Origin of the sequence: Actinosynnema sp. NPDC023794 (assembly GCF_040639675.1) — a bacterium.
Classification (GTDB): Bacteria; Actinomycetota; Actinomycetes; order Mycobacteriales; family Pseudonocardiaceae; genus Actinosynnema; species Actinosynnema luteola.
This window is the reverse complement of the sequence record NZ_JBFAFR010000017.1, coordinates 78,586-90,845: the sequence shown is the minus strand read 5'-3', so window position 1 is coordinate 90,845 and position 12,260 is coordinate 78,586. Positions and strand designations below refer to the sequence as shown.

At 73.2% G+C, this 12,260-nt stretch carries 9 protein-coding genes; 8 read left to right on the top strand and 1 reads right to left on the bottom strand.

Annotated elements, in window-relative coordinates; all coding sequences use genetic code 11:
* Positions 1–103 precede the first annotated feature (103 nt).
* Together AB0H12_RS29125 and AB0H12_RS29120 are read left to right on the top strand one after the other, a co-directional pair.
* Positions 104–751, top strand: coding sequence for a response regulator transcription factor (locus tag AB0H12_RS29125; protein ID WP_499627227.1), 648 nt, complete (start codon positions 104–106; stop codon positions 749–751).
* Positions 748–2,040 carry a sensor histidine kinase gene (locus AB0H12_RS29120; RefSeq protein WP_499627091.1) on the top strand — a complete coding sequence of 431 codons (1,293 nt, stop codon included), beginning with the start codon at positions 748–750 and terminating at the stop codon, positions 2,038–2,040. The genes AB0H12_RS29125 and AB0H12_RS29120 overlap by 4 nt, the downstream gene beginning before the upstream one ends.
* 70 nt (positions 2,041–2,110) lie before the next feature.
* Here the strand turns inward: AB0H12_RS29120 and AB0H12_RS29115 are convergent, their stop codons facing one another.
* A complete protein-coding gene (locus tag AB0H12_RS29115; protein WP_499627089.1) occupies positions 2,111–3,607 on the bottom strand; it encodes an aromatic amino acid ammonia-lyase in 1,497 nt (498 codons plus the stop codon).
* A 63-nt stretch (positions 3,608–3,670) separates the two neighbouring features.
* Here AB0H12_RS29115 and AB0H12_RS29110 point away from each other — a divergent pair, with 63 nt between their 5' ends.
* From AB0H12_RS29110 to AB0H12_RS29085, 6 genes are read left to right on the top strand one after another with little or no spacing between them, the layout of a single operon-like run.
* Positions 3,671–5,221: an FAD-dependent oxidoreductase gene (locus AB0H12_RS29110; RefSeq protein ID WP_499627087.1), complete on the top strand. Its 1,551-nt coding sequence runs from the start codon at positions 3,671–3,673 to the stop codon at positions 5,219–5,221.
* Positions 5,208–6,677: a class I adenylate-forming enzyme family protein gene (locus tag AB0H12_RS29105; RefSeq protein ID WP_499627086.1), complete on the top strand. Its 1,470-nt coding sequence runs from the start codon at positions 5,208–5,210 to the stop codon at positions 6,675–6,677. The genes AB0H12_RS29110 and AB0H12_RS29105 overlap by 14 nt, the downstream gene beginning before the upstream one ends.
* 10 nt (positions 6,678–6,687) lie before the next feature.
* Entirely contained in the window at positions 6,688–8,271 is a 1,584-nt protein-coding gene (locus AB0H12_RS29100; protein ID WP_499627084.1) for an NAD(P)-binding domain-containing protein, read from the top strand.
* Entirely contained in the window at positions 8,268–9,359 is a 1,092-nt protein-coding gene (locus AB0H12_RS29095; protein WP_499627081.1) for an alpha-hydroxy acid oxidase, read from the top strand. Before AB0H12_RS29100 ends, AB0H12_RS29095 begins: the two co-directional genes overlap by 4 nt.
* Positions 9,350–10,741 carry a cytochrome P450 gene (locus AB0H12_RS29090; RefSeq protein ID WP_499627080.1) on the top strand — a complete coding sequence of 464 codons (1,392 nt, stop codon included), beginning with the start codon at positions 9,350–9,352 and terminating at the stop codon, positions 10,739–10,741. The genes AB0H12_RS29095 and AB0H12_RS29090 overlap by 10 nt, the downstream gene beginning before the upstream one ends.
* The gene (locus AB0H12_RS29085; protein WP_499627078.1) at positions 10,738–12,024 is read left to right on the top strand and encodes a cation:proton antiporter; all 1,287 of its coding nucleotides are present in this window, start codon (positions 10,738–10,740) and stop codon (positions 12,022–12,024) included. The genes AB0H12_RS29090 and AB0H12_RS29085 overlap by 4 nt, the downstream gene beginning before the upstream one ends.
* Positions 12,025–12,260 lie beyond the last annotated feature (236 nt).

The following is a 12,260-nucleotide window of genomic DNA, read 5'->3' as shown; positions in this document are numbered from 1 at the left end:
ACCCCGATGGTCGGCCCTCTCATCACGTTGACCGAACACCCGGAAGTGGGATTCTGATGGCGTGCAGGGCGACTCCAGATCCTGGCCGGCCAACTGCTTCCGGTTGCTGCTGGTGGAGGACGACCGCGAGCTCGTGGAGTTGCTCGCCGCCGCGTTGCGCGACGAGGGGTACACCGTGGACGTTGCCCTGGACGGGCAACGCGGGCTGCACCTCGGCCTCACCCGCCCGTACGACGTGGTGGTGATCGACCGCGGCCTGCCCGCCCTCGACGGGCTCGACCTCCTCGTGCGGCTGAGAGCGCGGTCGGTGCGGACGCGGGCGTTGATCCTCACCGCGATGGGCACCGTCCACGACCGGATCGACGGTCTCGACGCGGGCGCGGACGACTACCTGGTGAAGCCGTTCGACCTGGACGAGTTGAGCGCGCGGCTGCGGGCGCTGTGCCGGCGGGCGCTGGAACTGGCCGACGTGCTGCGGATCGGCGCCGGGCACCTCGACGTCGGGCACCGGGAGGCAGTGCTGCCCGACGGCGGGCGGGTGCCGCTCACCACCCGGGAGTTCACCCTGCTGCGCGTGCTCGCCACCCATCCGGACACGGTGCACACGCGGGCGTCGTTGCGGCGCGTGGTGTTCCCGGACGCTTCGGCAACATCCATTGTGGACACCTACGTGTACTACCTGCGAACCAAGATCGACCGTTCGGTGGTGCACACGGTGCAAGGACTCGGGTATCGCTTGGGGGCGTTGTGAGTCGTTCGTGGGCCGAGGCGGAACGCGCGGTGATCCGGCGGGCTCGTCTGCGGATCAGCGTGCTGGTCGCGCTGGCGATCACCGTGCTGGTGGCGTTCGTCGGCGGTATCGCGTACGCCATGATGGTGCACGCCCAGGATTCGCAGGTGACGCGTGAGCTGCGGTACAACGCCCGGTTCGGCGCGCCTTCGACGCCGCCGGGGTGCACGTGGCTGTTCGTCCTGGACGACGGCGTGCTCGACGACGGATTGCTGAAGGTGCCGCCGGGCTTCCCGCGGCGCGACGACCTCGACGCGGTCGCGGCGTCCGGCGGGACCGTCGAACGCGAACTGGAGCTCAACGGCACCGAGTACCTGGTGCTGACCCAGCCCGGCGCCGACGGCACCACGGTGCAGGCGGTCTTCGACACGCGCTACCAGCTCGCCGACCGGCGGCACCTGCTGGTGGCGTTGGCGATCGCGGAGGTCGGCGGCCTGGTCGCGGCGGCGCTGCTGGGGCTGTGCGTCGGCCGCGGCACGGTCGCGCCGCTGGCGGAGGCGCTGGCCAGGCAACGGCGGTTCGTCACGGACGCCAGCCACGAGCTGCGGACGCCGATCGCGCGGGCGTACACGCGGGCGCAGCTGCTCGCCCGCTGGGCGAAGGCGGCCGACCTGCCCGACGACCACCGCGACGGTCTCGACCAGCTCGCCAGCTCGATCCGCGGGCTCGGCGACGTGGTGGACGACCTGCTGCTGTCGGCCAGGCTGAGCCGCCGGTCCGAGGGCCTCGGCGGCCGGGCGGTCGACCTGGCCGCCGTGGCGGAGTCCGCGGTGGGGACCGAGCGCGACCGGGCGGGCGAGCGGCGGATCACGCTGACCGTCGAACGCCCCACCGGCCCGCTGATCGTCATCGGGGTGGAGACCGCGTTGCGGCGCGCGGTGGACGAGCTGCTGGCGAACGCGGTCCGCCACACGCCGGAGGGCGGCCGGATCGACGTGCGCCTCGGGGTGCGGGGCGGGCAGGTCGAGCTGACGGTCGCGGACACCGGCGAGGGTTTCGACCCGGTGGAGGCGGACCGGCTGTTCGACCGGTTCCACCGCGGACCGGGCGGGCCGGAGCGGCGGTTCGGGCTGGGGCTGGCGCTGCTGCGCGAGGTCGTGACCGGCCACGGCGGCACGGTGGAGGCCGTCGGCCACCCGGGCGAGGGCGCGCGGTTCACCCTGCGCTTACCCGCCGCCGACACCACAGCCAGTCCCACCGCCACCGCCGACGCCGTGACGGGCAAGCCGATCAGCACCGGGCAGCGGTGACCGAGCCGACCCGACCCGGCCACCGACCCCTCGGCGACCACACCGACCGACCACGGCGCCGACCCCGAGTTCAGTACCGGCCCGCGGTGACCAGGTCGGCCGCCGCGCGCACGTCCGCGTCGAGCGGTCGGTCGGGGTCCACCGGGGCGATCACGTCGCAGAGGGCGTCGAGCAGCGCGACGCAGCGGGAGGCGGTCGGGCGTCGGCCGCCCACGTGCACTGCCTGCCGCAGGCCGAGCGCCAGTGAGCCGCACAGCAGCCGGAGCAGTTCGGCGAGGTCGTAGGAGCGCAGCGCGGCCTGGGTGCCGAACGGCACGACGTCCTGGTTGTGCAGGTTCGTCGGCAGGCTCTGCGTGCTCGCCGGCAGGGCCGCGCGGCGGATCTCCGCGATGAACGCCGTCGTGGCCAGCTGCACGCCCTGCAACCCGTGCTGGCGTCCCGGCCCGGCGGCCAGCATCGGCGGCAGGCCCGTGTTGCGGACCGGGTCGACCAGCAGGTCCAACTGCCGCTCCGCGAGGTTGCCCAACGACGCCGTGACCATGGCGAGGACGTCGGCGGCGAACGCGGCAGGCTGGCCGAAGAAGTTGCCGCCGTGCGCGACGAGGTCGTCACCGGGGAAGAACAGCGGGTTGTCGCTGACACCGCCCAGGTCGGCCGCCACCACGCCGTCGACGTAGCGCAGCGCGTCCTCGGCCGCGCCGAGCAGCTGCGGCGAGCACCGGATGCTGTAAGGCTCCTGGAGGGCACGCTTGCCGCTCGGGATCGTGCCGACGAGCGTGGCCCGCATGCGCTGGGCGACGGTGGCCGCACCGGGGTGCCCGAAGGCGGAGATCAGGCGTGGGTCGAGGAAACCCGGGTCACCGCCCAGGACGTCCACGAGCAGGCACGTCAGGTCCTGGATCGCCCGGTGCGAAGCACGCACGCTGTCCAACGCGAGCCCGGCGGCAGCGGTGGTGACCGACGTGCCGTTGACGAGCGCCAGCGCGTCGCGCCCGTCGAGGCTGAGCGGGGTGAGCCCGGCACGCCGCAGGGCATCGTGGGCGGGCATCCGCTCGCCGTCCAAGTAGGCGTGTCCACGGCCGCGCAACGCCTGGGTCGCGTAGGCGAGCGGGATGAGGTCGCCGCTCGCGCCGACCGAGCCGTAGCGCGGGATCGCCGGGACGAACGTGGTCGCGAACATCGCCGCGAGCCCGTCCACGACGTGCGCGGAGACCCCCGAGAGGCCCTGGGCGAGCGACCACGCCCGCACGAGCAGCGCGGCGCGGGCGATGTCGGCCGGCAGGTCCGGCCCCTGGCCCGCGCCGAGGTGTGCCAGGGTGTTGTCGCATTGGTCCGCTTCGTCCTCACGGCCCGCGAAGCCGATCAGAGCGCCGAACCCGGTCTTGGCGCCGTAGACGGGCCGTTCGTCGTCGGCGAGCACGGTGCGCAGGTACTCGCGGCCCCGGTCGACCCGCTCCCGGACGGCGGGGCTGACGAGCACGGGCAACGGCGCTGCCGCACGGTGGAGGTGGTCGCTCGTCAGCGGTGCGCCGAGGTCCACGGGTGCGTCGGTCACGGTCGTGGTCACCGCACCGACGGTAGGCAGTCGATCTCAGAGAGTTCTGAGATCGGCTGCGTAGCTTCCTGGCTCATGGCGCACGACTACCTGATCATCGGAGCAGGACCCGCCGGAGTGCAGCTCGCCGCCCTGCTGGAGCGCGACGGTCGCGACTACGCCGTCCTCGAACGCGGCACCGCGCCGGGCACCTTCTTCACCCGCTACCCGCGGCACCGGACCCTGATCTCCATCAACAAGGTCCACTCGGGCTACTCCGACCCGGAGCAGCGGCTGCGGATGGACTGGAACTCGCTGCTGACCGACGATCCCGAGCTGCTGTTCACCCGCTACAGCCGCCGCTACTTCCCCGACGCCGACGACCTGGTCCGCTACCTGGCCGACTTCGCCGCGGCCACCGGCGTCCGGGTCCACTACGACACCGAGGTCGTGCGGATCTCCCGCGACGACGAGGGCTTCACCGCGCTCGACCGCGGTGGACGGACGTGGCGTGCCGCGCGGGTCGTGGTGGCGACCGGTGTTCCGCAACTCCACGTGCCGCCCATCCCGGGCATCGAGCACGCCGAGCGCTACGACACGTTCGACACCGACCCGGAGTCGTTCACCGACCAGCGGGTGCTGGTGATCGGCAAGGGCAACTCCGGGTTCGAGACCGCGGACGCCCTGGTGGAGCACGCGGCGGTCATCCACGTGGCCGGCCCGCACTCGGTGCGGCTGGCGTGGCAGACGCACTACGTCGGCCACCTGCGCGCGGTGAACAACAACTTCCTCGACACCTACCAGCTCAAGTCGGAGAACGCGGTCGTCGACGGCACGGTGGAGCTCGTCGAACCGCGGCCCGGCGGCGGTTTCCGCGTCCGGTTCCGCTACGCCCGCGCGGCGGGGTCGTCGCGGGAAGTGGAGTACGACCGGGTCGTGGCGTGCACCGGGTTCCGGTTCGACGCCTCGGTGTTCGACGACAGCTGCCGCCCGGCGCTGGTGATCGACGACCGGTTCCCCGAGCAGACGCCCGCGTACGAGTCGACCACGGTGCCGGGCCTGTACTTCGCGGGCACCATCACGCAGTCCAGGGACTTCAAGAAGTCCACCAGCGGGTTCATCCACGGCTTCCGGTACGGGGTCCGCGCCCTGCACCGCATCCTCGCCGCACGCCACCACGGCACCCCGTGGCCGTCGACCGAGCTGGCGCCGTCGCCGGAGGCGATCAGTGACGCGCTGGTGGCCAGGGTGAACCGCTCGTCCGCGCTGTGGCAGCAGTTCGCGGTGATCGGCGACGTGGTCACGGTCTCCGACGGCGGCGCGCGGTACCAGGAAGAGGTGCCGGTGGCCTACGTCGCCGACGGCGGCCTCGGCGCGGCCGAGCACCGGTTCGTCGCGACGCTGGAGTACGGGCCCGACCACGACAAGGTGGACCCGTTCGACATCACCGTCCCGCGCGTGGTCGAGAACGACGCGGCCACCGCGCGGGACGCGAGCTACCTGCACCCGGTGGTGCGCCACTACCGCGACGGCACGCTCAACGCGACCCACCACCTGGCCGAGAACCTCGAGAACCAGTGGGACCTGCCGGCGGTGCACCAGCAGCCGCTGACCGCGTTCGTGAAGGAGTGCCTTGCCGGCGCGTGACGCCGAGCCGTTCCCCCGCGCGGTGCTCGACGTGCTCGAGACCGCCGGCGGACGGCCGGTGTTCGAACACGGCTCACGCGTGGTGACCGGTGCGGAGATGCTCGACCTGGTCGCGCGGATCGCGGCCGGGTTGCGCGAGCGAGGTCTGGGTCCGGGTGACGGCGTCGCGCTCCTGCTCGGCGTCAACCCGGAGGCGTTCGCCACCATCCTCGCCGCGCACGCGGTGGGCGCGAGGGTGCTGGGCGTGCGGCCGGGTCTGCCCGACGACCAGGTGCGCCACCTGCTCGGCCTCGACGTCGCCGCGGTGATCACGGACTCGGACAACACGACCGCCCACGAATCGGGCGCCCGCGCGCTGACCGTCGACGCGTTGCGCAAGACCCGTGCCGACGGTCGGCCCCGGTGCACGGGCAGGCCCGCGGACGTCGCCCGGCTGATCCACACCAGCGGCAGCACGGGCGCGCCCAAGGCCTGTGCGCAGACCTACGCCGCGATGACGGCCGCGTGGACCGCACGACCGGACGCGTGGCCGCCGGCGATCCGCGAGCTGGCCTCCCGGCTGGACCGCTTCCTGGTGTTCGGGTCGCTGTCGAGCCAGGTGATGTTCGAGTACGCGGTGGTGGCGATCACCGCCGGCGGCACCGCGGTCGTCGCCGACCGGCCCGTGTTCCCCGAGGCGATCACCCGCCACCGCGCCTCGGCGAGCGTGTTCACCGTGCCGCGGTTGGCGAAGCTCGTCGCCGCGCAGCGCCGTGCGCCGGCGGACCTGTCGTCGTTGCGGGCGCTGATGGTGTCCGGGTCGCCGCTGACGGCCGACCGGCACCGCGAGGCGCTGGACGTGCTCGGGCCGGTCGTGTTCCACGGCTACGGCCAGAGCGAGACGGGCATGATCGCGATGGCGACACCGGCCGACCCGCCCGGCACGGTGGGGACACCGCCCGCCGCCGTGCACGTCGAGGTCCGCGACGCGGACGGCGCGCCGGCGCCGCCGGGGGTCGACGGCGAGCTGTTCGTCCGCACGCCGGCGCAGGCCGACGCGTACTGGGCGGACCCGGAGCGGTCGGCCGAGGTGTTCGCCGACGGCCTGGTGCGCACCCGCGACCTCGGCCACTTCGACGCCGACGGCCACCTGCACCTGACCGGCCGGACCAGGGACGTGGTGATCGTCAACGCGAACCTGCACTACGCGGGTCCGATCGAGCGGGTCATCGCCGAGCACCCGGACGTCGCCGAGGCGTACGTGGTCGCCGTGCCGGACGAGGACACCGGCGAGGCGGTGCACGCGTTCGTCGTGCCGACCGGCGGTCGGCCGCCCGACCTCGCGGCACTGCGCGCGCTGGTGACCGACCGGCTGGGCGCCGCGTGCGCGCCGGTGGCCGTGACCGTGATCGAAGAACCGCCGCTCGCACCGAGCGGCAAGCCGGACAAGCGCCTGCTGTCCCCCACCCGGACGTGAGGAGAAAGACGTGCCCAGCGAGGTTTCCACGGAGTGTCTCGTGATCGGCGCCGGCCCGGCGGGGCTGCAGGCGTCGTACCTGCTGTCCCGCGCCGGGCGGGACCACCTGGTGCTGGAGGCCGGTGACGCCCCCGGCGCGTTCTTCACCCGCTTCCCCCGGCACCGCACCCTGATCTCGATCAACAAGCCGAACACCGGGTGGGACGACCCCGAGCTCAACCTGCGCACCGACTGGAACTCGCTGCTGTCCGACGACCCGTCGCTGCTGTTCACCGGCTACACGCCGCGCTACTTCCCGCACGCCGACGACATGGTCCGCTACCTGGCCGACTTCGCCGCCGCCCACGACCTCCCGATCCGCTACGGCGCGTCGGTGGTGGAGGTGACCAGGCCGGACGACTTCGTGGTGCGCGACCGCAACGGCGACACCTACCGGGCACGTCGGCTCATCGTGGCCACCGGTGTGTCCAAGCCGTACGTGGCGCCGATCGAGGGGGCGGAACTCGCCGAGCGGTACGACGAGGTGTCGGTGGACCCCGCCGACTTCACCGGACAGAAGGTGCTGATCGTCGGTCGCGGCAACTCCGCCTTCGAGACCGCCGACAACCTGATCGAGACCGCGTCGGTCATCCACGTCGCCGGGCCCGGCTCGCTGAAGCTGGCGTGGCAGACGCACTTCGTCGGCCACCTGCGCGCGGTCAACAACAACTTCCTCGACACCTACCAGCTCAAGTCGCAGAACGCGTTGCTGGACGGCCGGGTGCTGGACATCCGCCGTGACGGCGACGGTTTCCTGGTGCGGGTCGCCTTCGTGCGGGTCGCCGAGCGGGTGAAGGAGATCCGCTACGACCGGGTGATCATGGCGACCGGGTTCCGCTTCGACGCGTCGATCTTCGCGCCCGAGTGCCGTCCGCGGCTCACGATCAACGACCGCTTCCCGGACCAGACCGCCGCCTGGGAGTCGGTGAACGTGCCCGACCTCTTCTTCGCCGGCACCATCACGCAGGCCAGGGACTTCAAGAAGTCGACGAGCGGGTTCATCCACGGCTTCCGGTACGGGGTGCGGGCGCTGCACCACGTCATGGAGCAGCGCTACCACGGGGTGGCGTGGCCGAGCCGGGACCTCTCCCCCACCCCCGACGCGGTGGCCGACGCGGTCGTCGAGCGGGTGAACCGCACCTCGGCGCTGTGGCAGCTGTTCGCGTTCATGGCGGACGCGGTGCTGGTGGGGCCGGACGGCGCGCTGCGCTACGCCGAGGAGGTGCCGCTGGCCCACCTGCACGAGGCGGTCGGCCGCGGCGACTTCGGCGACGTCGAGTCCTACCTGGCGGTGACGTTGGAGTACGGCGCGGACCACGACCAGGTCAACCCGTTCGACGTCACGGCGGGCCGGGTGTCCCAGGAGGACACCAGCGGGCTCGACGGCCGCTACCTGCACCCGGTGGTCCGGCACTTCCGCGGCGGGACGCTGCTCGACGAGCACCACCTCACCGAGAACCTGGAGAACGAGTGGGACAGCGAGGACGTGCACCGGGCGCCGCTGCTGGCGTTCCTGCACGCCCGGCTGGACCGGACCGCCGTGGGTTCACCGTGAGCACCGGGCTCGCGCAGCTGCACGAGCAGGCCCGTGCGGTGCTCGACCCCGTGCACTACGACTACTACGCGGGCGGAGTCGGCGACGAGGTCGTGCTCGGGGAGAACGAGGCGGCGTTCGGACGCCTGGCCCTGCTGCCGAGGGTGTTGCGCGGCCGGGCGACCCGGGGCCTCGGAGTCGACCTGCCCGGCGGTCGCCTCGCCCTGCCGGTGCTGATCGCGCCGACCGCGTTCCACCGGCTCGCGCACCCGGACGGTGAGCTGGCGACCGCGCGGGCCGCGGCCGCGGCGCGGACGGTGCTGGTGTCCGGCATGGCCTCGACGGTGGCGATCGGCGAGGTGGTGGCGGCGGCTCGGTCGGTCGACGCCGACGCGTCCGTCTGGTTCCAGCTCTACCTGCAACCCGACGACGACGTGACCGACTGCCTGGTGGACCGGGCGGAACGGGCCGGCTGCACGGCGCTGGTGGTGACCGCCGACTCCCCGGTGTTCGGCCGGCACCGCCGCGACGCCGAGCACGGCTTCCACGACCTGCCGGCCGGGCTGGCGGCGGAGAACATGCGAGACCTGCCCGGTGGCCCGCCGGGCGGCGTGCGGGACATCGAGATGTCGCCCTCGGTGTCGTGGGCGCACCTGGACCGGCTGCGGGAGCGGACGTCGTTGCCGTTGTGGCTCAAGGGCGTGCTCCACCCGCGTGACGCGGTGCTCGCGGTCGAGCACGGGGTGGCCGGGATCGTGGTGTCCAACCACGGTGGCCGGCAGTCCGACCTCGCGCCGGCGGCGGTCGAGGCGTTGCCGGCGGTGGTCGACGCGGTCGCGGGCCGGGTGCCGGTGGTGCTGGACGGCGGTGTCCGGCGCGGCGGTGACGTGGCCGTGGCGCTCGCGCTGGGCGCGACGGCGGTGGGCGTCGGCAGGCCGGTGCTGTGGGGGCTGGCGGCGGCCGGCGAGGCCGGCGTGTCCCGGGTGCTCGACGTGCTGCGCGACGAGTTCGACCACGTCCTCGCGCTGTGCGGCGGGCGTGACCTGGCCGACTTGACCCGGGACCTGGTCGTCGCGCGCGGGACGGGGGTGTCCGCGCGGTGTGGGTGACCGGGCTGCTCACCGCCGCGGTGGTGCTGACCGCGCCGCGCTGGCTGCCGGCGCGGGTGGTCGCCCTGCGCGCCAAGGTGTTCGAGAAGGTCAACGGGGACAACGCGGTCATGTTCCCCAACGCCGTCGTCGGGCCGGACCGGTTCCAGGAGGTCTACAGCCACCCCGCCGCGAACGGCCGCAGCCGGGGCGCCGGGCTGTCGGACCTGTTCTGGTACTGGCTCTCCCCCGGCCCCGAGGTGCACCAGGAGCACCTGGAGGCCGGTCCGCGCTACGAGGACGTGGCCCGCACCACGCGGGCGCTGCTCGCCGGGCCGGGTGACGTGCTGTCGGCGACGGCGGCCCGCTGCACCGGCCGGGTGCTCGACGAGGTGCTCACCGGGCGGGTCACGCTGGTGCGGCTGCGCGACCTGATGATGCCGGTGTGGGCGGAGTACTTCTACGAGCTGGTGTTCGGCGAGCCGTGCCCCCGCGAGGCGCGTGACCTGATCGTGGGGCACGCCGACGACGTGGTGACGTCGTTGAAGTGCACCGGCCTGCGCCACCCGGCCCGGCGGGCGCGGCTGACCCGCTACCTGGCCCGGCGGGTCGCGGCGGGCGACGTGCGGCGGCCGTTGCCGGCGAGCCTGTCGCCCACCGAGCAGGTGCACTACCTGCAGGGCACGTTCTTCAACACGGCCGTGGTCCAGATGTCCGAGGCGATGGCGCACCTGCTGCTCGCGCTGGCGCAGCACCCGCACGTGGCGGCCCGGCTCGCGGCCGACGAGAGCTACTTCACCCACGTCCTGGACGAGACCATGCGGCTCTACCCGCTGTTCGGCATCGCGCACCGCGTCACCACCGGGGACATCGAGCTGGACGAGCGCACCACGCTGCCCGCGGGTTCGGTGCTGTGCTTCAGCTATCCCGACTACCACGCCACCGGCTACGCGCGCCCGGAGGTGTTCGACCCGGACCGCTGGGAGGAGGTCCGGGTCCGCAGGGCGCACCACATCCCGTTCGGCGTCGCCGCCAACCGGCCGTGCCCGGCGTGGCGGCTGTCCCCGCTGGCGCTGCGCGGCGCGACCGGCGAGGTGCTGCGCCGCGTGACGCCGCACTCGACGGTCAGGCACACCCGGTCGTTGCCCAGCCGAGGCCCGTGCCTGCTGGTCCGGGCCGACGAGCCGCTGCCGCCGCGCCGCCTCGCCGTGCTCGGCGCGTTCCTGCGGGTGCGGGACCGGTGGGAGGACGTGTGGCGCAGCGTCGTCCAGCTCGTGCTCGGCACGGTCATGGTCCTGCACGCCCACCGGCTGCGATTGGCCGGGCGCTACTTCGACACGCACGACAGCCAGGGTCGTCCGCTGCGGCGAGAGCCGCCTTCCACCCAGGAGATCGCCGAGTGAACCAGATCCAGTTCGCGTTGAAGGTGTTCGCCGCGCTCGCGGTCGTGCTCGCCGCGACGACCCTGTGCGGGCGCGTCGCCATGGCGGTCAAGCAACCCAGGGTGGTCGGCGAGATGGTCGCCGGCGTGCTGCTCGGGCCGGCCCTGCTGGGCGCCGTCGCGCCGGGGGTGCAGGCCCAGATCTTCCCCTCGGACGTCAAGGACACCCTGTACGTGCTGAGCACGATCGGGTTGACGTTCTACATGTTCCTGGTCGGATCCTCGCTCGACCACGGCCTGGCCGCCGGGCGTAACATGCGTCGGGCCTCGGCGCTGGCGGCGTCGGGCATCGTGCCGACGTTCGCGCTGGGCGCGGCGGTGGCGGCGCTGTTCTTCGGCTCGCTGAGCCCGGACGGCACGACCCGGTGGGAGTTCATGCTCTTCGTCGGCGGCGCGCTGTCGATCACCGCGTTCCCGATGCTGGCGCGGATCCTCCAGGAGCGCGGGATCGCCAACACGCCCATCGGCGGCCTCACGCTGGTCGCGGCGGCGATCGACGACGCGGCGGCGTGGGTGATCCTGGCGGTGATCATCGCGGTCGCGGCGGCGGGCAGCCCGTTCGACGCGGTGAGCACGGTGGCGGGCGCGGCGGTGTTCGCGCTGCTGATGCTCACGGTGGGGCGCAACCTGTTCGCCCGGCTGGGCGCGCGGGTGGAGCGCGAGGGCCGGATGAGCCGCGACGTGATGGCGCTCGTGCTGTTCGTCGTGCTGCTGGCCGGGTGGTTCACCGACTTCATCGGCGTGTTCTCGGTGTTCGGCGGGTTCATCACGGGCCTGGCGATGCCGCAGTCGGCGATCGTGCGCCGGGAGCTGGAGACGCGGCTCACCGACCTGAACTCCATCCTGCTGCTGCCGGTGTTCTTCGCGTTCAGCGGGTTGAACACGCAGGTGTCGGGGTTCGGCGCGGGCGGCGCCCTGTGGTGGCCGCTCGCGGTGATCATGGCGGCCGCGTTCGCGGGCAAGTACCTCGGCTGCGCGGTGGTGGTGCGCGCCCAGGGCTTCTCGTGGCGCTACGCGTCGGCGGTCGGCGGGCTGATGAACGCCAGGGGGCTGATGATCCTGATCTTCATCAACATCGGCCTCGCGCACGACATGGTGACACCGGAGTTGTTCGCGATCCTCGTCGCGGTCGCGATCGTCACCACGGCCGCCGCGATGCCGATCTACCGGGCGTCCCTGCCCGAGAGCCTGGAGCGCGGCGCGACCGACTTCATACCGCCCGCGGTGCCCGCGTCGAACAACTGAGGCTCACCCCGTGGTGGGAGCCGCCGTCGGCGAACGGCGGCTCCTCCCCGGCCCCCACCTGCGCCAGGATCAGCAGCGCGCACCCGGTCGGCACCACGCGTCTCCCGCACGCACTTCCCCCGCCCTCCCGGTCGAGCCCTGCACCGGTTGTGCCGCACGGTCCGCGCTCCCCGTGCCGATCCGGACCGGACCACCCGGTCGGGAAGCGACGTGCCGCGATCGTGGGCCGACCGGCG